Raw genomic sequence first — 20,367 nt, forward strand, 5'->3', positions numbered from 1 at the left:
CGAGTGACGCAAAGGTTGTTGATCGTGGAAACTCTGGCAGCTTCTAGTCTGGAAGCGAGCGCCACGTTCATTAAGGAGCATTTGAACGCCGTGCGCGAAGCATTGGCAGATGATGAAGTCAGCGAGCTGGTGATTATTCTTCCTGGTGCCTCTCCTGAGCAGGACGATTGGCGCAAAGCAATCGCGCTCGACCTTGCACGTGAATACGCGCCTAAACGGATCAATATCATCAGCACCAACGACACCGATGCAGTGGGCAAAACGCTGGCATATTTGAGGGATGCGAAAGGCGTAACGGGGCAGTATCTTCAAACCCATGAATAAGGGATCGATCCGCAAACCTGACCTGATCGTGGTTGACAACCACACGCGCCCACTGGTGGACGCCTTTCAGCGGCGCATTTCTTATTTGCGGCTGTCGGTGACGGATCGATGCGATTTGCGCTGCACCTATTGTATGCCCGAGCGGATGAAGTTTCTTCCTCGCCGTGAGGTGCTCACGCTTGAGGAATTGTACGAGCTCGCGACAGGCTTCATTGATCGAGGTGTCATCAAAATCCGCATCACAGGCGGTGAGCCGCTGGTAAGGCGTGACATCTGCGATCTGTTTGACGCGCTTGGTCAAAGGCTCGGCCACGGGTTGAATGAGCTGACCCTGACAACCAACGCGACGCAATTGGCGGATCACGCCGATCGGCTGGCAAGGGCGGGGGTGAAAAGGATCAATGTGTCGCTAGATACGCTTGATCGATCACGCTTTGCTGAACTCACGAGGCGCGATGCTTTGCCTCAAGTTTTGGCTGGCATTGCCGCAGCGCGCGAAGCTGGGATGAGGGTCAAACTCAATGCGGTGGCGCTTAAAGGCGTGAATGAAGATGAATTGCCGGATCTGATCGCATGGGGCCACGCTGAAGGGCACGATGTCACTCTGATAGAGGTGATGCCGCTAGGCGATGTGGAGGAGGAGCGGCTGGACCAATATCTCCCGCTGAGCGATGTGCGCGCTCAGTTGGAGCAGTGTTGGACGTTCAGTGAGACTGATGCAACCACTGGTGGTCCGGCGCGCTACATGGATATTGAGGAGACTGGCGGCAGACTTGGCCTGATTACCCCGCACACGCACAACTTTTGCGACGGCTGCAATCGGCTTCGCGTGACGGCGACCGGGCAGCTATATCCATGTCTTGGAGGGGCAGAGCGAGTTGATCTACGCGCTGCTCTTCGATCCGATGATCCCAAAACGGAACTGGCGGACGCTTTGTCGCAAGCGATGCATATCAAGCCAGAAAGGCATCACTTCAGGATGGATAAGCGAGGCGCCGACCCGCACTTGCCACGGCATATGTCGATGACGGGAGGGTAACGGGCTGATGGCAGTCAGGATCCTCTTTCTAGGGCCGTTACGCGATTTGGCGGGAAAGGAAGCAATTGAAGTCTCTGCGCCGCTTGATTGGTCGGTCTTGCTTCAAAGCGTTGGAGAGGAACTGGCTGGCCAATTGCAAAGCGACCGTGTGAATGTCGCCTGTGCAGGTCGTGTCTTGTCTGACAAGACATCGCTTAACGCTAGGGACGGCGACGAAGTGGCTCTGTTACCTCCTGTCTCGGGTGGGTAGCGAGCGAGCCATGCGTGACATTCGGTTGCTCGATCAAGCATTTGCGCCGGAGTCGCTCACAAAGCCGTTTGTTCGGGCAAATCCGGGGCTCGGCGGATATTGCACTTTTGTCGGCGAAGTGCGCAGTGAAGAAGATGTCGAGGCTTTGGAGCTCTCGCATTACGAGCCAATCACTCTGCCGGGCATGCAGGGCTTGGCTGATCAAGCGTTTGCGCGATTTGATCTTATGGGTCTTTTGATGGTTCACCGCATTGGCGAAATGCTGCCCGGTGAACCGATTGTCTGCGTTTCCGCTGCCGCCCGCCATCGGCGCGATGCAATTCAGGCCGTGGATTTCTGTATGGACCACCTGAAGAGCGCCGCATGGTTCTGGAAACGTGAAAAGCGCGGCGGTGAATGGTCATGGATTGAGCCTCGCGAGGCGGATCATCATGACTTGGCGCGATGGCGGAAATAGCGCCTTCAGTTTGATCTCGATCAAAGTCGAAATTGAATCGCCAGGCTAATTCTCACTCAACACAGGAGAAAAGCCATGAGCGAACGTTTTACAGATATCCTTGCCCGCGGCGATGCCCGCATTGTTGAGGGTCCTGTTGTCAAATCGGCGCCGCGCCATCAGGTTGAAGTCGACCGTCAGTTTGAACTACCCAAAGCTTTGTATGCCGCCACAGTGGGTCTTTATCTTACATTCTGCGCCGTGATGTGGATGGGCTTTAGTTCACCCGGCTTGGCGCTTCCGATGGTGATCTTTGGTGTCTTCATCGCTGCAGGTTTTGGTGTTCCAGCAATCTGGACCAAGCTCAAGGACAATTCGAGCGAGCCGCGGACTATGGGCGAATTCGCAGAGAAAGGGATTATGACCCACACCGGTCGTCTCACTGCACGCGATGCCAGTGTTCAGATGCTGATCTTGCCCAGCTTGATCGTCATGTGGGGTCTGAGCGTTCTCGTCATCGCAGCATTTGTTGCCTAAACCAGAACGCGTCCGGAAATGTCTTGAAGCATCGCGGGGTCGACCAGCTCGATCCCGCGCTTGCCCGTCCGCTTGATTGCACCCATTTTCTCAAGTTGGCCAAGCTTTCGGCTCACCGTCTCGATCGTCAGGCTGAGCATATTGGCTATCTCTCCGCGGGTAAGTGGTAGTTCAAAATTCTGCGCGGGGTGGCACGATGATTTGCTTGCAGCACTTGCGAAGTCATAGATCAGGGCAGCTAGCCGTGCTTCAGCTTTTCCGTGACCTGCCAGCTCCATCAATCCCCGTGAGGCGAGAAGGTCTTCCTGGCTGCGCCTCAACAATGCTCGGGCGAGGGCAGGATAGTCTTCCAAAGCGCGCTCTATGTCGGGACGTGCAAAGGTGCAAAGTCGGCTTTCGGTGAGAGCAATCACGTCGTGATGTGCGAATGGCGCAAACAATTCCCCGACAAAACCTGATGGATGCACAAGCGCCAATATCTGCTCGTTTCCTTCGGCATCGAAAGCCGCGACCTTTAGCGCGCCGCTTACGAGAGTGGCACAGGCTGCATCTTCATCACCGGCCGCGAACAACATCTCGCCAGCTTCAAGAACGCGTGTTCGGCCAGCAGCAGCCAGCGCATCGCGTTCCTCTTCGCTTAGGACGGCGCACGCCGCGCTGTCGCGAACTGGGCATTCCGCACAAGCCAGATTCATGATCCCAATGCTCGCTCCAACTCGCTCAACGTCGCATCCTGTTTTGAAATTATTTCAAGTACTTGTCCTTGCGCCGCCTTGATTTCATCTTCGGGCGCGAACTGTATGGAGGCCTGCATTGCCAAAAGATCGATCTCTCCCAGAACGAGCGCCGTATTGCTGCGCAGCGACGAAAGCTGCGCCAATTCGAGCAGTGCGTCGGTGTATGCAAGGCTATCCGATGCTCGCCCGCGGCCTGCATCAATCGCTTGGCGTGCTCCCCGTTGGGCCGCCTGAAACTCTGAGAACGCACTCTCAGCTTTGGCGACCAATTGCCCGATCTCGGCTTCAGTGGCTACGGGAGCTACCGATTGCGACGCCTCGGCGGGAGGAGTTGCAAACTGTCCTTGCACTCGTTCAAAATCACGCATGGCAAGCGATGGATATCGGTCAGGATCGCCAGCGCATGCGGCCAGTAAAATCGCTACACAAAGACCCGCGGCGGCGTTTCGAAGCAACTCTTGTCTCATCGCCAATGCTGCTACCATGATGAGGCTAGGGCGGAAACCCGCTTCTCTTCAATCTGCAGGCTACCGACAGCATTTTGTATCGTGTGGGGCGTTGACTTGCCTCGATGTTTCCCTTAACGGCACGCTTCTTTCGAGCGCTGTATGTCAGCGCCGCAATATTGCTGGGTGCGTGCCGTGAGTGTGCAAGTGCCAGGCAAAGCACAAGACTGAGAGTATAAAAGCCATGTTCGCGATAGTGCGCACAGGCGGCAAACAATATCGGGTTGCCGCCGGAGACAAGATTGCCGTTGAAAAGCTCGCCGGAGAAGCCGGTGAGACCATCACGCTGGATGACGTTCTGCTGGCCGGTGAGGGTGACAGCATTGCTGATGCGTCCAAAGTGAGCGTTTCGGCTGAAATCATCGCTCAAGCTAAGAGCGAAAAGGTCGTCGTTTTCAAGAAGCGTCGCCGTCACAACTATCGCCGCAAGGCTGGCCATCGTCAGCAGATGACGCTGCTGCGCATTACTGACGTGGGTGCTGGCGCTAAGAAAGCTCCGGCGAAAAAGGCTGCTGCTCCCAAGAAGGAAGCTGCCACGGAAGCAAAGGCTGCTCCGGCAAAGAAAGCGCCTGCTAAGAAGGCTCCGGCCAAGAAGGCACCAGCAGCCAAAGCAGAGCCCAAAACCGCAGCTGCAAAAAAGCCTGCAGCGAAAAAAGCTCCAGCCAAAAAGGCACCGGCCAAGAAAGCCGCGCCCAAGGCTGACGACACAAAGTAAGGATCAGGACCAATGGCACATAAAAAAGCAGGTGGTTCATCACGTAACGGTCGCGACTCAGCCGGTCGCCGCCTTGGTGTGAAAAAATTCGGCGGCCAGGACGTGGTCGGCGGAAACATCATCGTGCGTCAGCGCGGCACCAAATTCTATCCGGGCACCAATGTCGGCATGGGCAAGGATCACACCCTCTTCGCACTCGAAGAAGGCGTGGTGCGATTCCACAAAGGCAAGCTCGGTCGCAAATACGTGTCGGTAGACATGATTGCGCAAGCAGCCGAATAACCGGACGATTTGCACATAGGATCGTCCAAAGGGGGCGGTCCCGACCGGAGCAAGACCGGTCATTAAGAGGGAGAAGGGCCACCCCAGTTTACCGGGGAGAACCTTCTCCCTCTTTGCGTCTCTCCCTCAAAACATTTCGCGGGTCTTTAGGCTTTGCGGAAATGAATATGTCATCTGCGCCGACTATTGGGTCCGGGCGCAGGGGCGAGAGAGGACGGACACGTGTTTCATCGCAGCGACAGGCTCTTATTGAGACCGATATGGCCAGAGGATTGGCCAGGCATCTTTTCCGGGATTGCGGACGAAGGTATCGTGCGGAATCTTGCGAGCGCTCCATGGCCCTACGAAGAAAAAGACGCACGCGAATTTACGGCGCTGCCGACAGATCCGCTGCATCCGCGTTTCATGATCACACGGGCTCGGGACGCTTTGGTCATTGGCTGTATCGGTATCGATCCAGTGCCAGGCGATGAAACAATGGTTGAGCTTGGATATTGGATTGCTCGCCCGCATTGGGGGCAGGGCTATGCCACCGAGGCAGGGCGCGCTGTTCTTGAAGTGGCGGCGACGCTGGGCCACCGTGAGCTCATGGGCTCCCACTTTCTGGACAATCCCGCATCGGGCAAGGTTCTGACCAAGCTCGGTTTTCAGCCAACCGGCCGGATCGTTGAGCGGCATTCTTGTGGGCGCGGCGTAAAAGCCCAGAGCGCGGAATATCGCCTCGATCTCTCGGCAACGGCGTATGCCTTTTCGCAAGATGCACAGGCGGCCTAGTTGAGAGCCATTCTCGACTAGGGTGACAAAGGTTACACCCTGTCACCCACAAGGTTTGGTAAAATATATAGTTTTTACATCGGTTTATGGTGATAAATATCCGGGTGACGGACAGGGGTGTGCAGCCTTACATTCGCGCGCACGTCCCTGTTTGTCTCATCGGACCTGAGTTTCAAAACCCGCATTTTTGGGTTGTAACGACGATGCGAAAGAGCACGTGCGCTGTGCCATGCTGCTGGCGGGTAGGAAAGCCGGCACGGCCGCTCGTGTGATGCGGGTAAGTCATTGACCAATCGCTGACTTGTCGCCCACCGCGAATCCGCCTATTTCGTCACTCATGGCACAACGCAAACGCTTATCTCCTGAAGAATCACGCAATTCCGCTCTGCAGGCGGCTCGTGCGCTTCTGATCGAGTCCGGCCCTCAGGCGGTCACGCTGAAAGCGGTCGCTGGGCGCATAGGTCGCACGCATGCCAATCTGCTGCATCATTTCGGTTCGGCAGCGGGGCTGCAAAAAGAGCTTGCTCGCTACCTGTCCGAAACGGTGTGCGAAACGATCAAGCAGGCGGTTGATGCCAACCGTGCAGGGCTTGGCTCTCCGCGTGAGGTCGTCGATCTGGCCTTTGATGCCTTTGACAAAGAGGGAGCAGGTGCACTTGCCAGTTGGATGATCCTGACGGGCAATGAAGATGCGCTGAGCTCAATTGTCGAGACAATCCATCAGTTGGTGGATGATATTGGCGCGGAAGAAGCGACGATGGAGCGCGACGTCAGCCATCTGCGCGAAGACACATTGTCGCTGGTGCTCATGGCAATGGGCGATGCGTTGATTGGTAAAGCGCTCGCACGTTCGCTGGGTCTGCCTGACACGGCTGCGCGCGATCGGGCGCAAAAAATGCTCGAAGCTTCGCTTGAGGAAGTCAATCCGGCTGAGTGATTCCGGCGCGCTGCCATTCGGGCAGACTTGCCGGATCAAGATCGGCCACTCGCAAATGATCGACTGCTAGGCCAAGATCGGCATAAGCGGCCTTGCGGCGTTTTCCTTCTGACTGATCCAGCGGCACGACCACCAGTCGCCGATTGACCTTTTGCCGCCAGTTCATGCGCGCAGTGTTCTCCTGACCGATATAGCAACCCTTGTTGAAATTGACGCCATTCAGCTCAACGGCGTTGGTTTCCAGCCAGAGAATGTCCTTCAGGTCTTCGCCTTCAGGGACACCAAGCGCGAGCCGGTGAGCCAGATACTCCTGATCAGCCGTAGCGTCACCAGATGCGGGTGCGATCCAGCGATGGCCTAAGCGAGCGAGGCGCGGGTCTTGGGGCGCGCCATCGCGCGGATCAGACGACCAGTGCACGGCAAGAGTGTCATCGCGGACGATCTCGATCTTGCGGCGCAAGCGATAGAGCGAAAGCCGTTTTGCAAGGTCATCGGCATGGTCCGCATCGCAATCGAGCAGCAGCGCGCCGTCATCTCCCTCCCAAACGAAGAAATCGAACATCGCTTTGCCTTGTGCGGACAAGAGCGCTGCATAGACGGGCAATCCAGCCGAAACGTCATTGGTGACGAGCCCTTGGAGAAATTCGCGCAAGTCCTCCGATGCGTCTTGGGGGGCGATGCGGACGATGGCGCGGGAGGCGAGGCGGGTGGCTGTCACGTCGTTTTCACTCTTCTGGCAATGGCGCGGGCGATAAGTTCGCCAAATTGCGGTCCTTGTTCGGGATAGAGATAGGGTTCGATCAGCTCCGCTTCCATAAGCGCCAGATCATCATCGTCCCGGGACAGCATATCCACGCGGGCATAAAGCGGTTTATCAAACGGTAGTGCAGCGATGATCGCGGCGGCCTGATCGGCTTCTGAGCGAGTTGGAACATGCACTTCCTCGCGACCGCCATACATGGATTGGATTCGATAATCGCCCGATGCAGGCCGCTTTCGCAATGCGTGTGAGAGCTCTCCGTCGATGAAGATAAAGGACAATTCGCCCTGCTGCTCTATCGCGGAGAGATAGGGTTGCAGCATAGCCGGCGCATCGAAGTGCCAATCATCGGCGATGTTGCCTGCGCTCAGCAATTCCTGCCCCAACGCCCCCGCACCTATCTGGCGCTTGACCACCAGCTTCTCGCATCCGAATGCTTCCATGGCGTCATCGGCATTTTTACGGCTTACCGAATCGAGCCAGATTGTTGGGATGGTCTGCGCGCCGAGGCTTTCGAGCTCTCGCAGATACGTCTTCGTGATGTTCCATCGGACGATGTCTGGCGGATTGCACACTGCGATCCCTTGTCCCTCCAGCGCTTCAAGTTTTTCGAGGAATTCCTCTGCCTTGTCCTGATAATTCCAAGCCGTGCCCAGCATGACGAGATCAAGGCCCTCAAAGTCCTCGAGCGGCGCCTCCCAGTCGATCACATGGAGACCGAGCCCCGCCGTTTTGAAGGCTGGCGCGAGCGCCTTGATCATATTGTCGTGCTCGAACGCATCCTCGCGCCGCTCGCCTGCGCCAGGGAGCGTTGTCTCACACGCCAGAAATCCTATTCTCGCCATGGCGAAGCCGTCTATTGCTTGGCCATCGCTCTGGAAAGAGCGGATGCACGGCGCTAGGCATTTTTGCGATGACAGACACTCTCACCATTCGCCGCCCCGATGATTGGCATCTCCATTTCCGCGATGGCGATGTGATGCGCGCGGTTGTTCCGTATACCGCGCGCCAGTTCGCACGCGCGATCGTGATGCCGAACCTCACGCCGCCTATCACGACGACGGAAATGGCCCGCGATTACCGTGAGCGGATCCTGGCTGCGGTGCCAGAGGGGCATGATTTCATGCCGCTGATGACGTGCTATCTGACCGACACGACAAACGTTGACGATCTGGCGCGCGGAGCAGGCGAGGGCGTGTTCACCGCCGCAAAGCTTTACCCCGCCAATGCGACGACAAATTCGGCAAGCGGTGTCAGCGATGTCGAGCTGATCTATCCGGTGTTGGAACGGATGGAAGCAGAAGGCATCGTCCTGTGCGTGCACGGTGAAGTGACCGATCACGATATCGACGTGTTCGACCGCGAGGCTGAATTCATCGAACGACATCTGCGCGCGATAATTGCCAATTTCCCAAAGCTTAAAGTGGTTTTCGAACACATCACGACATTGGACGCGGTGGAGTTCGTCAAGGCTTCAGGCCCCAACGTCGCGGCTACTATCACCCCGCAGCACCTTCACATCAATCGCAACGCCATGCTGGTGGGCGGAATACAACCGCACAATTACTGCCTTCCCGTGGCGAAGCGGGAAACGCACCGCTTGGCCCTGCGCGCGGCGGCAACGTCGGGGTCGCCCAAATTCTTCCTAGGAACCGACAGCGCGCCGCATTTCCGGCACGACAAGGAAAGCGCGTGCGGGTGCGCAGGCATTTTCGGGGCGCCCGTGGCGCTCGAAAGCTATCTGACTGTCTTTGATGAAGAGGGGGCAATCGAGCAATTCGAAGGCTTCGCCTCGCTCTATGGCCCCGCATTCTACGGATTGCCGGTGAATGAGGACAGTGTCACGCTTGAGCGCGCCGAAAGCCCAGTACCCGATGAGCTTGCGCTTGCTGGATCAACCATCGTCCCCTGGCACGGCGGCCAAACGCTCGGCTGGCGCTTTAGGGGTTAAGCAGCCGCCTTGCTCCGGCGTGATCGCATCAGCAGATCGCCCACAAAAATCGCAACCGCAATCCAGATCAAGACAAAGCTGCCGAGTTGGGCGGGTTTCAGCTCTTCGCCAAAAACGGTGAGGCCGAGGAAGAACACGATGGTAGGCGCCAGGTACTGAATAAAGCCAAGCGTTGAATAAGGCATGCGGCGCGCAGCAATTGCGAACAGCATCAACGGGACTGCGGTCACCACACCTGAAAATACGATAATCGCGCTCAGCTCTGCATCCTTGCCGAACGCGCTGCCCACGGGCGTTGCGGCATACCATGCAGCAATGCCGATTGCTGGCAGCAAAAGGATGGCGGTCTCGATCGTGAGACCTGGGAGCGCACCCACATCAACCTGTTTTCGAACAATGCCATAAAGGCCAAAGCTAAGCGCGAGACTGAGGCTGATCCACAGCGATGTCAGCGCGCCAGCGGCCAGCAATGCTACAGCAAGGCTCGCAATTGCAACCGCAATCCATTGCCATTTTGAAAGCCTCTCACCCAGCAACACGGTGCCCAAGAGCACATTAAGGAGTGGGTTCAAGTAATAGCCAAGGCTCGTCGCATAGACCTGTTCGTTGGTGATCGCCCAGATGTAGATAAACCAATTGGCCGCAATCAAAAAAGCGCTGGCAAACAGGGCAAGCAGAGTGCGCGGTGTTGACAGCGCCTGGCGCAATGCTGGGAATTGCTTTCGGATCGCGACGATCAGGAAACAGAAAGGCAGCGTGAAAATGATCCGCCAGCCGACAAATTCAAATGGCGGAACAGCCGCCGCCAGCAGGAAATAGAGCGGCAGAAAACCCCAGATCAAATAGGCGCCCAGCGCGGCTGGCAATCCGGATGCTTCACCGGTTTCTTCAGCGGGATCGGGATTGCGCATGGCGAGCGGTTAGGCGCGCATCCGCTGCTTGCCAAGCAACATCAACCGATAGGCCGCTTACATCGCGCAAAAATTCTGAATGTTCGCTGTCATGGGTGATCGCAGCGTGTTCAGATAAACTCCACTATAGATGAACGCACAGTTTGAGAGACGTAACAGTCACTCCATGAACTTGGGCCAATCCCACCAACGGCCCGGGCGCGGCAACCACCGGTCGCGGAAAGCGCTTCCATGCCTCATCCGAGGTGTGGGAGCGTTTTTGCGTTTGTTATGAGCGCGCTTATCGGGTGCAGCTATCCCGCTCTGGGAATGTTAACCGAGCTCTGGCAAAGGGGCTGACGATCATGCTGCGCTCTTCTCGCCCAATAGCTCCCATTCTTGCGACGTTTTGCCTCGCCACGGCATGCAGCGAGGCGCCGCTTGCCGATACGGACGCCAACGGTGTGGCAGCAGACCCCGTGATTTCGCGCGCGCTCAACGACCCTTTGATGATCGATCCCGATCTTGCCTGGATCAACGAAGCAAACGCGGCCATCGGTTATCACGGCAATCATGCACTTCCCGTCTTTGCCCCTGATGAGCGGGCCGCCGCGCTGGCGAGAGATGCCGCGCGGATTGAACTGGCCGAAGAAGGGGCGATTGAGGAATTGCCCGCTGCTGGAAATCTTGATGACGCCGAATCGCTGACGGGCCTTTCAACCCTGCGCGAAATTCTGGAGGCGGTGGGTGCACCGGCTGAATGTGGGGAAGGGGCGAGCGATGATCTTGCTTGGGCAGCGCAAATGCCGAAGGCAGCATCCATCATCCCGCACGGAATGGTACAGCAGGCTGCTGGCTCTGATACCGGCGACTGCAAGCTGCGCATTGTTCGCTACCTCACGCAGATAGGTGCACAGGACGCGCTGCAATACCACTATACGCGAGCTGCCAATGCGCAGTTCGAAACATCCTACAAAAGCGGCAAGTCCGAACTCATCAAGGGTGAGAAAGCGGGCGAAAAGGTGTTTGCTGATATTGCCGATGCGCCGGGTGGCTTGCGCCTCGTCACATTGGTCCACTGGACCAACTGATCAGTCTTTGAGGCCAACCCCGATATTGGCGCGCGGCTGTTCCAGCTCGGTACTGGCGACGGGATATGCGCAATAATCCGCCGCGTAATAAGCCGCCGGGCGATGATTGCCGGATAGGCCGATGCCTCCAAAAGGAGCTGCCGAAGAAGCACCATTGGTCGGGCGGTTCCAGTTAATAATCCCTGCGCGGATATTTCCCCAGAACCGGCTGTAATCCTCTGGAGACCCGCCGATCAAAGATGCCGACAAACCAAACCGGGTGTTGTTCGCTTCGGTAATAGCAGCGTCGAGATCGGGCACTTTGATCACCTGAAGGACTGGCCCGAACAGCTCCATATCCGGACGATCTTCGATCGCTGTGGTGTCGATAATGCCAGGCGTGACGAAAGGCAGGCCTTCCTTGATGATGCGCAAGGGCGCCAAGGGCTTACCGCCTTCTTTGACCAGCGCGAGGAAGCTTTCTTCGAGCAATTCTGCGGTCTTCACATCGATCACAGGACCCATAAAGGGCTGGGGTTCATCGAAGGGATCACCCACGATCAATTTGCGCGTGAGCGGGATGAGTTCCGCCATCAAAGCATCGTACATCTCTTCGACGACGATCAATCGGCGCGCAGCAGTGCAGCGCTGACCTGCTGTCGTGAACGCGCTTTGCACAATCAGGACAGCGGCATCTTTGACCTTCGGCGTTTTGGTGACGACGATCGGATTGTTGCCGCCCATTTCTAGCGCGACGATCTTGCCCGGATTGGCAGCCAGTTTGCGATTGATCGCAATCCCCGCCTGGGCCGAGCCTGTAAACAGCACGCCATCAACGCCGTGATGCGCGACCAAAGCCTTCCCTTCGTCAGGCCCACCGATAACCAGTTGGACGATGCCCTCGGGAAATTTCGCTTTTTCGAAGCATTCGACGAGAGCTTCACCCACGGCTGGTGTTTTTTCCGATGGTTTGAAAACAATGGCATTGCCCGCAATCAGCGCGGGGATGATGTGGCCATTGGGCAGGTGCGCGGGGAAATTGTAGGGGCCGAGCACCGCCATCACACCGTGCGGCTTATGACGGACGGCAGCGATCCCGTTCATCGCGCTGTCGAGCTTTTTCTTGCCCGTCCGCTCTGTGTAGGCGTTGATTGAAATCTCGACCTTGTTGATCACCGCGTCGACTTCGGTCTTTGCTTCCCAGACAGGTTTGCCTGCTTCCTTGGCAATCAAATCGGTGAGGTTTTCCGCTTCGGATCGGACTTCGTTGGCGAACCGGCGGACCATTTCGACGCGGTTGGCAATCGGCCTGGCCGCCCATGCGGGCCAGGCGCGCCGTGCCCTGCTAACCGCTGCATCAACATCGCTGACATCGCCTCGCCAGATTTCCTCGCCCGTGGCGGGCGCGGTGGAGACGAGTTGTGCACTGTCAGTCACTTTTTTGGTTGCTGTTTCGGTCACGGGGTGGGCGTAATCGTACAATCATGGAAAATAAAGTGTTAAACTGTTACATCGATCATTACCGAGTGTTTGCATGCCCTTGCGGTGTGGGCGCGGGGCCATGAGCGGCCTTCATATCGCGCAGTTTCTCAACCTTGGTCTCTAGCGCTGACCAATCGTCATTTTCGGCAATCGCAGACCAGATCGCCTCTACTTCTTCAATCAGCATGGATTGGGGCGTGTCCTCGCGCCAATAGTCATGCTGGCCCTCGGCATCATCGACAGGTTCATAATCTTCGAAGAGGTCCGCAAGCTCCTTGTCATGCCCGCCACGGCAGCGATGAAAGAACGCGTCTGGAGAGGAGGCCGCATCGCGCATGGCTTTCTCGCAACCTGCCACCAATTCGGTATCGCGCTTTGCGCCTTTGGGAACGAGACCCAGCCGCCAGCACCACCGCCGCGCGACCGCTTCCATGTAGAGTTCGGGAAAGCGCCCTAGCGCGGCGATAAGCGGCTCGCTTTCCGCCACCAGACGCAGGGCGACTGCTAGCTGGCCGCAGTTCCAGTTCAGGGCCTCGGGCTGCCGACCAAAGGCATAAAGACCACCGTGATCGAAATAGGCCGCGGTAAAAGAAGGATCCCAGCGCGGCAGCCAGCGCCATGGCCCATAATCAAAGCTTTCGCCGGTGATGTTCATGTTGTCGGTGTTGAGCACGCCGTGGACGAAGCCTGCCACCATGTAGCTGGCAGCGAGGTCGGCCATGCGTTCGACGACTTGATGCATCAGGATGATCGCGGGTTCATCGCGCCCGGGTGCTTCCTCTGGCGGGATGGGGCCGGGAAATTGCTTGAGGCAGTACCCGATCAGAGCTTCCATTTCGTCGCGCGCTTCGAAGGCGAGTAGCCGCTGGAATGTGCCGATACGGATATGCGAATGCGACAGGCGCACCATCACGGCAGAGCGAGCAGGTGAGGGCTCATCCTCGCGCCACAGCTCTTCACCTGTTTCAATGACCGAGAAGGTTTTCGAAGTGTTGACGCCCAACGCTTCGAGCATTTCGGTGGCTAGGATCTCGCGCACCGCGCCCTTGAGCGTCAACCGGCCATCACCCGCTCGGCTATAAGGTGTCTGCCCCGAACCTTTGGTCCCCAGATCCATCAACCGCCCGGTTTCATCGCGCATCTGAGCGAACAAAAACCCGCGCCCATCGCCGATATCAGGATTGTAGACGCGAAACTGATGGCCATGATATCTGAGCGCGAGCGGTGATGGCAGGTTATCGGGCAAGGGCTCAAAACGACCGAAATGCCTCGTCCACTGCTCATCGGTCAGACTGGCCAGCCCCACGCTGCTCGCGGCTTTGTCGTTTCGAAACCGCAGCCGCGTTTCAGGAAAGTCTGCAGGTGCAACCTCATCGCCCAGCCAGCCTGCTATCGCAGTGATCGCGGGATCAGCCTCATACTTGCCCAATTGCTCATCGGTGTGCATGGCGCACTAGTGACCGTCACAGGGCCGGAGTGCAAGCATTGCGCAGGCCGATTGCAACAGGAACCGAGCCAGATATGGCTGAATTGTACGAGGATAAAAGCTGGTCCAGCGAAGATGGGCTGAGTTTGCATTATCGCGACTATGCAGCGCGCGAGGATACGGGCGCTTTGCCGGTCTTTTGTCTGCATGGCCTAACGCGAAATGCCCGCGATTTTGAAAGCCTTGCCGCGCATCTGAGCGAGAAACGCCGCGTAATCGTGCCCGACATGCGCGGGCGCGGCAAAAGCGATTATGCGCCGAGTTCCGACACCTACAAGCCCAAGCAATACGTCGAGGACGTGGAGCTTCTCCTTGCGGAGCTTGGGATAAGCCGTTTCATTTCGGTTGGCACATCGATGGGCGGGATCATGACAATGCTGCTTGCGGCCAATCATCCCGAACGGATCGCGGGCGTTGTGCTCAACGATATCGGCCCAGAAATCGAGGCTGCTGGTGTTGAGCGCATCAGCGGTTACGTGGGTCAGGGGCGCAGCTATCCCACTTGGGTGCATGCGGCGCGGTCATTGTGTGAAGTGCACGGCGATGCGTTTCCCGATTACGAGCTCGATCAATGGTTAGAGCTTGCCAAACGGTTCATGGTGGTCAGCCAGAACGGGCGGATCAGCTATGATTACGACATGGCAATCGCAGAGCCGTTTAGCGAAGCGGGCAATGCCGCGCCGCCCAATCTGTGGCTCGCATTCGAGGCATTGAATGACGTGCCCATGCTGCTGGTGCGCGGGGAGCTGTCCGATCTTATCTCAGACGCCACCGTTGCCCAGATGAAAGCGCGCAATCCCAACATGACGACGCTCAATGTGCCGCGCGTTGGCCATGCGCCGACATTGGATGAACCGCAGGTCCGCGCCACAATCGACGCTCTGCTGGCTGATCTTGCATGAGCGCACCCTTGCGCATTCTTCATTGCCAATCGACTTTTTCCCCCGGCGGGAAAGAGCTTCGCACTGTCAAACTGATGAACGCTTTTGGAAAGGCGCTCAATCATAGGATCGTATCGGGTCAGCCTGAAGAGACGGGGGCTCGCGCGCTGATTGATCGCAAGGTGAAAGCGACTTTTCCGACTGATTTTCCCTCGCTCAAGGGATCACCCACTCCGGGCCGGCTCATCACTATTGCCAAGGCTTTGGCTGGCTATGACCTCATCCTCACCTACAATTGGGGCGCGATGGATGTCGTGATGGCGCACACGGTTTTTGCGCAGAACTTGGGTCTTCCGCCGCTAATCCATCACGAGGACGGCTTTAACGAAGACGAAGCGGTCCAGCTGAAATCCAGCCGCAATTGGTATCGTCGAATTGCGCTTTGGCGGACACAGCGGTTGGTCGTGCCCAGCCGGGTGCTCGAGAGAATTGCGTTGGACACCTGGAAACAACCGCGTGAGCGTGTTCGGCGCATCGATAACGGCATTGATGTCGCGGCTTTTGCGAATAAGCCCAATCCCAACGCTCTGAGGGTTGTCAAACGCGATGGCGAACGTTGGGTCGGGACACTCGCGGGCCTGCGCGCAGTGAAGCAATTGCCCATGCTGGTGCAAGCGATGACGCATCTGCCGGACAATTGGCATTTGGTGATCCTTGGCGATGGTCCTGAAAAGGAGGCAATCCTTGAAGCAGCGCGCCAAGCAGAAATCGCGCACCGCGTTCATTTACCCGGCGCGATCAAGGATCCCGCCAATGTTATCGGCTTGTTCGATATCTTCGCTTTGTCGTCAAAATCAGAGCAATTCCCGATCTCCGTGGTGGAGGCGATGGCAGCTGGTCTTCCGGTTGCTGCGCCCAATGTGGGCGATATCGCGACGATGGTTTCATCCTCAAACGCGCCCTTTATCGCGCGGCCAAACACGGCTGAAACCTTGGGGCAGTCCCTCAAAGAACTGGCACAAAACCCTGAATTGCGTGCAAAAATTGGTGCTGAAAACCGGTCGAAAGCAGCGGCCCACTATAATGAGGCGACCATGATAGAGGCTTATCGCTCACTTTACAGCGATGTGATGGGCAAACCATTCTGAACGGCGAAATGACTTTGCGCTTCATCCAACGTTAAACCGCAACTTGCGACCACGCTTTCAATACAAGGTAAACGGGCTGCGCTAACATGGCCGGTGAAGGCTTCCTCACTGGCATTGCGCAGCTCTTGTGAGCCGCCTAAAGAGCCGCGCTAACAAACCCAATTGACGAAGGATAAGAGCCTCGTGGCGCTCAAGCCTAACGACCCAAACGCGACCTCGGACACGCCTGCACCGCAGCCGGGCAAACCGTCTGCAGAAGATGAAGTGATCATCCGCGAAATCGATGAAGCCGTGCGCAAGGAAGACGCGGCGCAATTCGTGCAGAAATACGGTGTGATGATCGGCGCGGTTATCGGCGTTCTGCTGCTCGGCCTTGGCGGGTATCTGTTCTGGGACAGCCAGAATGAAAGCCGTCTTGAAGGGCAATCGGAAACTCTGGTTGAAGCGCTGGACGCGGTGCAGGGTGGCGATCTTGCCGGTGCCGATGAAAAGGTAACGCCGCTTCTCTCAAGCGATGAGGCAGGCGTTCGAACAGCTGCGCGAATGCTTCAGGCTGGTACGGCGCTGGAACAGGGCGACACGGCAAAGGCAGCTGAGATTTACGGGCAGATCGTTGCCGATGCCGATGCGCCAGCGGCCCTTCGCGATCTCGCCTTGATCCGCGAAGTCAGCGCGACTTTCGATGATAGCGATCCAGCCGAAGTGATCCAGAAACTTGAAGGTCTAACCCAGCCAGACAACGCCTTCTTTGGCAGTGCGGCTGAACTTACAGCCATCGCTCACCTCGAAGCGGGCAACAATGCAGAAGCGGGCGCCTTGTTCGCTCAGATTTCCAAGGACGAGGACTTGCCCGAAACGCTGCGTTCGCGCGCGCGCCAAATGGCTGGGCTGCTCGGCGTCGATGCGATTGATGATGTCGAAAAGCTGCTGGAGGATGAAGGTGTTGTTCTGGAAGAGGACACGCCTGCAATTGATAATGAAACTGCGGGGGCTGCCGGGCAATAATGCGCCTGACAGAGCAGTTGAGAGAGATTTGGACGAGTTGAATATGAAATATCTGAAGCCAACCAAGGGCGCGCTGATTGCGGGCGGAATGGCCGCTTTGTTGACCGCTTGCGCAGGCGATAAACGGACCACGCCAACAGTGGGTGAGCGCATGCCGATCCTATCGCGGATTGAAAGCGGCGCTGTGGTCGATCCTGCCCTGGCGAGCGTCAGCGTCGTCCTTCCACCTCAGCGCACCAATGCTGAATGGGCGCAAGTCGGTGGCTCTGCCAGCAAATCCTATGGCCATCTGTCGCTTGCTGAAAACCCTACCAAGGTCTGGACGGCAAAGATTGCCGGAACCAACAATCGCGAGCGGCTCGCCGCAGCACCCGTTGTGGGAGGCGGAAAGGTCTTCGTTGAGGATACCGAAGGCGTGATCCATGCCTTTGACAAGGATACAGGTCGAGAAATCTGGCGCCGCGACGATGATGAGATGAGCGATGACATGCGCCCATCTGCCTTTGGCGGGGGGGTCAGCTACGACAACGGCGTTGTCTACGCGACAAATGGCGCGGGCGAAGTGAAAGCAAAGAACGCGGAAACAGGTGAACGGATTTGGAAAGTGAAGCCGTCGGGCCCGCTGCGCGGTTCGCCGACGGTCGCTTTCGGCCAGGTCTATGTGATGACGCAGGACAACCAGATCATCTCGCTCAACGCATCAGATGGCGAATTGCAATGGTCTGAGTCGGGATCAAGCGCGCAATCGGGCGTGTTTGGCGTGGCTGCTCCTGCCGCGGGCAACGGCACCGTTATTGCCGGCTATTCGAGCGGCGAGCTTTCAGCCTATCGCTACGAAAACGGACGCGCATTGTGGGCGGATGCTTTGGCGCGCACCAACATCTCGACGCAGGTTAGCTCACTTACCGATATTGATGCCGATCCGATTATTGATGCCGGGCGCGTTTACGCGCTGGGGCAAGGTGGCCGCATGGCTGCCTATGAGCTGGTAACCGGTCAGCGGATCTGGGAATTGACCCTTGCGGGCATTTCCACTCCGGCGATTGCAGGCGAATGGATTTTCACACTCACCGATGACGCGCGCGTTCTTGCGATTGCGCGTTCAACCGGGCGAGTGCGCTGGATCACGCAATTGCAGCAATTCCGTAACGAGAAAAAGCGCGAGCGGCCGATCTTCTGGACTGGCCCGGTGCTTGCCGGCAATCAATTGTGGGTTGCGAGTTCGCGTGGAGAAATCTGGCGTCTGAGCACGGGCGAAGGGTCGGCACAGATGTTTGCCGATATCAAGCAGCCTGTCAGCCTTGCTCCGGTCGTGGCGGACAATATGCTCTATATTCTTGATGATAGCGGCACGATCCACGCGTTTAAGTAACGTGTTAGCGCTGGATTTCAGTGCACACCAAACGCGGTAATCGCAGCATTAACGCTTTCCTGCTAAGGTGGCGCTCTGATGTCTGAGCCTTCTTCCCCTACAGAAGCAAAAGCTGCTGCGATGCCGCAAAGCGATGTATCGCCGGCGGTGGGCTTTGTCGGGCTTGCAGGGCTGATAATCTGGATCATCTTCTGCCGGAATTTTCCCGCGATTGCAGGTGCATTCGGAGTGGATGGCGTTGGCGTCATGTCGGGGCCGCACGCCGCGCTCACCGCTATGCTGTTTACGGCAGGGCCCATGGCTGCATGGTCTGTGCTGGTCGACAAAGTGCACCTCAACCCGTCAACAGGGCTCGATTGGAGCCTTAAACGCTCAAAAGCGGAGATTATTCCGTTCGCCATCGTCAAGATTGGCGGGTTGTGGGCGACATGGGCGGTGCTTGCAGGGCTCTATTTCTTGTGTCGCTGGTATTGGGACGGCAATTACCTGTTTGCGATGAAAGTGCTGGGCACCGCAGTCATCCCGATGATTGTGCTGAGTGTGCCCTACGTCATTTGGCTCGATCGCTACATGAAAGAGCCGCGCGATCACACCTGGCACTTCGGCGCGATGTTGATCGGGCGTGAGGGATGGGACGCTGATCAGGTCAAAAAGCACTGGCGAGCGTGGATCATCAAAGGCTTTTTCGGCGCATTCATGATCTCGATCCTGCCGCCCGGTTTTGCCGAAGTGGTCGAGGCGCGGCCGATCGATTTCCTTACCAATCCGGTGCTGATGGGCGGTGTGCTTATCGCGCTTCTGTTCGTGATTGACGTGCAGATCGGAACCGTCGGATATCTTTTCACCCTCCGCCCGCTTGATGCGCATATCCGATCCGGCAATCCGTTTGTTGCGGGCTGGTTGGCGGCGCTGCTGTGTTACCCGCCGTTTGTATGGGGCTTGATTGGCAACAACAATCAGGTGCTTAGCTACGAAAGCAACATCGCGAAATGGGATTACTGGCTTGCCGGAAGCGATACGGTCTTGTGGATGTGGGCAGCGTGGCTGGTTTTTCTCACCGCTATCTATGCGTGGGCGACAGTCGCCTTTGGCATTCGCTTTTCAAACCTCACCTATCGCGGGATTATCACGCACGGTCCGTTTCGCTACACGCGGCATCCGGCCTATCTGTCGAAAAACCTGTTCTGGTGGTTTTCAGCGATGCCGTTTCTCGTCACCAGCGGCTCTGCCGTCGATGCCATCCGCAACACGTTCTTCCTGCTCATAGTCAACGCGATCTATTACTGGCGTGCCCGCACGGAAGAAGCGCATCTGCTCGCCGAGGATCAGAAATACCGCGAATATTTCGATTGGATGGAAGAGAACGGCGTTATCACAGCGCGGCTCGCGCAGATAAAACGGAGGATTCTGGGACGGGGCAACGGGCGCTCGGCTGAATCGCTTCACCCGGCTGAATAACTTGCCGATTACGGCAGCGGTGAGCCATCATCTGCTTGATGCTTGGCCACCTCTATGACGTTGATGTCAAGGTCGCTCAAAGCTGCTTGAAACTCCGCCATGTGCGGCGTTTGAAAATGAAAAGCCAAGGCTGCATCATCCACAAACTTTTCGGTGATGTGCAAGAGCGTTGGATCAAGAACATCCTGAGCATACGAGTAGTGCAGGCAGCCTTCCTCGGCTCTCGATGCCGTGATCATCTTGGTGAGCGCATCGCGCCCTGCATCCAATGCGTCGCTGCCAAGTTTCGCTGTTCCAGTAACGATCAGCACGATCCCATTCCCTCCA

24 protein-coding genes are annotated in these 20,367 nt (G+C 57.3%); 16 read left to right on the forward strand and 8 right to left on the reverse strand.

Translation table 11 applies throughout. From position 1 onward, the window contains the following. Positions 1–3 precede the first annotated feature (3 nt). From AUC45_RS15250 to AUC45_RS15265, 5 genes are all read left to right on the forward strand, one after another. Positions 4–324, forward strand: coding sequence for a Rossmann fold domain-containing protein (locus tag AUC45_RS15250; RefSeq protein WP_156423905.1), 321 nt, complete (start codon positions 4–6; stop codon positions 322–324). Further along, positions 317–1,363, forward strand: coding sequence for a GTP 3',8-cyclase MoaA (gene moaA / locus AUC45_RS15255; RefSeq protein WP_067604449.1), 1,047 nt, complete (start codon positions 317–319; stop codon positions 1,361–1,363). The genes AUC45_RS15250 and moaA overlap by 8 nt, the downstream gene beginning before the upstream one ends. Positions 1,364–1,370: 7 nt before the next feature. Continuing rightward, positions 1,371–1,613, forward strand: a complete 243-nt coding sequence (locus AUC45_RS15640) for a MoaD/ThiS family protein (RefSeq protein ID WP_082701214.1) — start codon at positions 1,371–1,373, stop codon at positions 1,611–1,613. Positions 1,614–1,623: 10 nt separating this feature from the next. Next, complete coding sequence (locus tag AUC45_RS15260; RefSeq protein ID WP_067604451.1) at positions 1,624–2,070, forward strand: molybdenum cofactor biosynthesis protein MoaE; 447 nt, start codon at positions 1,624–1,626, stop codon at positions 2,068–2,070. A 75-nt stretch (positions 2,071–2,145) separates the two neighbouring features. Then, the gene (locus tag AUC45_RS15265) at positions 2,146–2,586 is read left to right on the forward strand and encodes a hypothetical protein (protein WP_067604453.1); all 441 of its coding nucleotides are present in this window, start codon (positions 2,146–2,148) and stop codon (positions 2,584–2,586) included. On the opposite strand, the gene AUC45_RS15270 is transcribed toward AUC45_RS15265, so the two are convergent. Both AUC45_RS15270 and AUC45_RS15275 read right to left on the reverse strand, forming a co-directional pair. After that, a complete protein-coding gene (locus tag AUC45_RS15270; protein WP_067604455.1) occupies positions 2,583–3,281 on the reverse strand; it encodes a Crp/Fnr family transcriptional regulator in 699 nt (232 codons plus the stop codon). The two genes, AUC45_RS15265 and AUC45_RS15270, sit on opposite strands and share 4 nt — an antisense overlap. Then, positions 3,278–3,790 (reverse strand): hypothetical protein, encoded by a 513-nt coding sequence (locus tag AUC45_RS15275; RefSeq protein WP_156423906.1) that lies wholly within the window; start codon positions 3,788–3,790, stop codon positions 3,278–3,280. The genes AUC45_RS15270 and AUC45_RS15275 overlap by 4 nt, the downstream gene beginning before the upstream one ends. Positions 3,791–4,013: 223 nt before the next feature. Between AUC45_RS15275 and rplU the strand changes: the two genes are divergently transcribed. From rplU to AUC45_RS15295, 4 genes are all read left to right on the forward strand, one after another. Next, complete coding sequence (gene rplU, locus AUC45_RS15280; protein ID WP_067604459.1) at positions 4,014–4,544, forward strand: 50S ribosomal protein L21; 531 nt, start codon at positions 4,014–4,016, stop codon at positions 4,542–4,544. Positions 4,545–4,556: 12 nt separating this feature from the next. Next, on the forward strand, positions 4,557–4,826 hold the full coding sequence (rpmA, locus tag AUC45_RS15285; RefSeq protein ID WP_067604461.1) for a 50S ribosomal protein L27: 270 nt from the start codon (positions 4,557–4,559) through the stop codon (positions 4,824–4,826). 222 nt (positions 4,827–5,048) lie between these two features. Continuing rightward, entirely contained in the window at positions 5,049–5,600 is a 552-nt protein-coding gene (locus AUC45_RS15290; protein ID WP_067604463.1) for a GNAT family N-acetyltransferase, read from the forward strand. A 337-nt stretch (positions 5,601–5,937) separates the two neighbouring features. Continuing rightward, complete coding sequence (locus AUC45_RS15295; RefSeq protein WP_067604465.1) at positions 5,938–6,537, forward strand: TetR/AcrR family transcriptional regulator; 600 nt, start codon at positions 5,938–5,940, stop codon at positions 6,535–6,537. Here the strand turns inward: AUC45_RS15295 and AUC45_RS15300 are convergent. Next, positions 6,521–7,255, reverse strand: coding sequence for a folate-binding protein YgfZ (locus AUC45_RS15300; protein ID WP_067604467.1), 735 nt, complete (start codon positions 7,253–7,255; stop codon positions 6,521–6,523). The two genes, AUC45_RS15295 and AUC45_RS15300, sit on opposite strands and share 17 nt — an antisense overlap. Further along, the gene (locus tag AUC45_RS15305; RefSeq protein WP_067604468.1) at positions 7,252–8,142 is read right to left on the reverse strand and encodes a RimK family alpha-L-glutamate ligase; all 891 of its coding nucleotides are present in this window, start codon (positions 8,140–8,142) and stop codon (positions 7,252–7,254) included. The genes AUC45_RS15300 and AUC45_RS15305 overlap by 4 nt, the downstream gene beginning before the upstream one ends. A gap of 68 nt (positions 8,143–8,210) precedes the next feature. Here AUC45_RS15305 and pyrC point away from each other — a divergent pair, with 68 nt between their 5' ends. Next, complete coding sequence (gene pyrC, locus AUC45_RS15310; RefSeq protein WP_067604470.1) at positions 8,211–9,248, forward strand: dihydroorotase; 1,038 nt, start codon at positions 8,211–8,213, stop codon at positions 9,246–9,248. On the opposite strand, the gene rarD is transcribed toward pyrC, so the two are convergent. Beyond that, positions 9,245–10,159 (reverse strand): EamA family transporter RarD, encoded by a 915-nt coding sequence (gene rarD / locus AUC45_RS15315; protein WP_067604472.1) that lies wholly within the window; start codon positions 10,157–10,159, stop codon positions 9,245–9,247. The genes pyrC and rarD overlap by 4 nt on opposite strands. A gap of 344 nt (positions 10,160–10,503) precedes the next feature. On the opposite strand from rarD, the gene AUC45_RS15320 reads away from it, so the two are divergent. Further along, complete coding sequence (locus AUC45_RS15320) at positions 10,504–11,229, forward strand: hypothetical protein (RefSeq protein WP_156423907.1); 726 nt, start codon at positions 10,504–10,506, stop codon at positions 11,227–11,229. Here AUC45_RS15320 and astD read toward each other — a convergent pair whose 3' ends face one another. Together astD and AUC45_RS15330 are read right to left on the reverse strand one after the other, a co-directional pair. Beyond that, positions 11,230–12,669 (reverse strand): succinylglutamate-semialdehyde dehydrogenase, encoded by a 1,440-nt coding sequence (gene astD, locus AUC45_RS15325; RefSeq protein ID WP_233998908.1) that lies wholly within the window; start codon positions 12,667–12,669, stop codon positions 11,230–11,232. A 58-nt stretch (positions 12,670–12,727) separates the two neighbouring features. Continuing rightward, on the reverse strand, positions 12,728–14,137 hold the full coding sequence (locus tag AUC45_RS15330) for a protein adenylyltransferase SelO family protein (protein ID WP_067604476.1): 1,410 nt from the start codon (positions 14,135–14,137) through the stop codon (positions 12,728–12,730). A 74-nt stretch (positions 14,138–14,211) separates the two neighbouring features. On the opposite strand from AUC45_RS15330, the gene AUC45_RS15335 reads away from it, so the two are divergent. From AUC45_RS15335 to AUC45_RS15355, 5 genes are all read left to right on the forward strand, one after another. Then, positions 14,212–15,078, forward strand: a complete 867-nt coding sequence (locus tag AUC45_RS15335; RefSeq protein ID WP_067604478.1) for an alpha/beta fold hydrolase — start codon at positions 14,212–14,214, stop codon at positions 15,076–15,078. Next, positions 15,075–16,205, forward strand: a complete 1,131-nt coding sequence (locus AUC45_RS15340; protein WP_067604480.1) for a glycosyltransferase family 4 protein — start codon at positions 15,075–15,077, stop codon at positions 16,203–16,205. The genes AUC45_RS15335 and AUC45_RS15340 overlap by 4 nt, the downstream gene beginning before the upstream one ends. A 183-nt stretch (positions 16,206–16,388) precedes the next feature. After that, positions 16,389–17,210, forward strand: coding sequence for a tetratricopeptide repeat protein (locus AUC45_RS15345; protein ID WP_067604482.1), 822 nt, complete (start codon positions 16,389–16,391; stop codon positions 17,208–17,210). Positions 17,211–17,253: 43 nt separating this feature from the next. Beyond that, a complete protein-coding gene (locus AUC45_RS15350; RefSeq protein WP_067604612.1) occupies positions 17,254–18,582 on the forward strand; it encodes a PQQ-binding-like beta-propeller repeat protein in 1,329 nt (442 codons plus the stop codon). 78 nt (positions 18,583–18,660) lie between these two features. Further along, a complete protein-coding gene (locus AUC45_RS15355) occupies positions 18,661–20,040 on the forward strand; it encodes an isoprenylcysteine carboxylmethyltransferase family protein (RefSeq protein ID WP_082701216.1) in 1,380 nt (459 codons plus the stop codon). An 8-nt stretch (positions 20,041–20,048) separates the two neighbouring features. On the opposite strand, the gene AUC45_RS15360 is transcribed toward AUC45_RS15355, so the two are convergent. Next, positions 20,049–20,351: a putative quinol monooxygenase gene (locus AUC45_RS15360; protein ID WP_067604484.1), complete on the reverse strand. Its 303-nt coding sequence runs from the start codon at positions 20,349–20,351 to the stop codon at positions 20,049–20,051. Between the last annotated feature and the right edge of the window lie 16 nt (positions 20,352–20,367).

The sequence above is a fragment of the Erythrobacter sp. YT30 genome (assembly GCF_001542875.1).
Lineage (GTDB): Bacteria > Pseudomonadota > Alphaproteobacteria > Sphingomonadales > Sphingomonadaceae > Erythrobacter.

Coding starts and splice junctions, on each gene's coding strand:
- AUC45_RS15320 (WP_156423907.1), top strand. CDS start 10,504: ATGCTGCGCTCTTCTCGCCCAATAGCTCCCATTCTTGCGACGTTTTGC.
- AUC45_RS15305 (WP_067604468.1), bottom strand. CDS start 8,142: ATGGCGAGAATAGGATTTCTGGCGTGTGAGACAACGCTCCCTGGCGCA.
- pyrC (WP_067604470.1), top strand. CDS start 8,211: ATGACAGACACTCTCACCATTCGCCGCCCCGATGATTGGCATCTCCAT.
- AUC45_RS15335 (WP_067604478.1), top strand. CDS start 14,212: ATGGCTGAATTGTACGAGGATAAAAGCTGGTCCAGCGAAGATGGGCTG.
- moaA (WP_067604449.1), top strand. CDS start 317: ATGAATAAGGGATCGATCCGCAAACCTGACCTGATCGTGGTTGACAAC.
- AUC45_RS15270 (WP_067604455.1), bottom strand. CDS start 3,281: ATGAATCTGGCTTGTGCGGAATGCCCAGTTCGCGACAGCGCGGCGTGC.
- AUC45_RS15295 (WP_067604465.1), top strand. CDS start 5,938: ATGGCACAACGCAAACGCTTATCTCCTGAAGAATCACGCAATTCCGCT.
- rpmA (WP_067604461.1), top strand. CDS start 4,557: ATGGCACATAAAAAAGCAGGTGGTTCATCACGTAACGGTCGCGACTCA.
- rarD (WP_067604472.1), bottom strand. CDS start 10,159: ATGCGCAATCCCGATCCCGCTGAAGAAACCGGTGAAGCATCCGGATTG.
- AUC45_RS15260 (WP_067604451.1), top strand. CDS start 1,624: ATGCGTGACATTCGGTTGCTCGATCAAGCATTTGCGCCGGAGTCGCTC.
- AUC45_RS15340 (WP_067604480.1), top strand. CDS start 15,075: ATGAGCGCACCCTTGCGCATTCTTCATTGCCAATCGACTTTTTCCCCC.
- rplU (WP_067604459.1), top strand. CDS start 4,014: ATGTTCGCGATAGTGCGCACAGGCGGCAAACAATATCGGGTTGCCGCC.
- AUC45_RS15330 (WP_067604476.1), bottom strand. CDS start 14,137: ATGCACACCGATGAGCAATTGGGCAAGTATGAGGCTGATCCCGCGATC.
- AUC45_RS15355 (WP_082701216.1), top strand. CDS start 18,661: ATGTCTGAGCCTTCTTCCCCTACAGAAGCAAAAGCTGCTGCGATGCCG.
- AUC45_RS15275 (WP_156423906.1), bottom strand. CDS start 3,790: ATGAGACAAGAGTTGCTTCGAAACGCCGCCGCGGGTCTTTGTGTAGCG.
- AUC45_RS15350 (WP_067604612.1), top strand. CDS start 17,254: ATGAAATATCTGAAGCCAACCAAGGGCGCGCTGATTGCGGGCGGAATG.
- AUC45_RS15265 (WP_067604453.1), top strand. CDS start 2,146: ATGAGCGAACGTTTTACAGATATCCTTGCCCGCGGCGATGCCCGCATT.
- AUC45_RS15640 (WP_082701214.1), top strand. CDS start 1,371: ATGGCAGTCAGGATCCTCTTTCTAGGGCCGTTACGCGATTTGGCGGGA.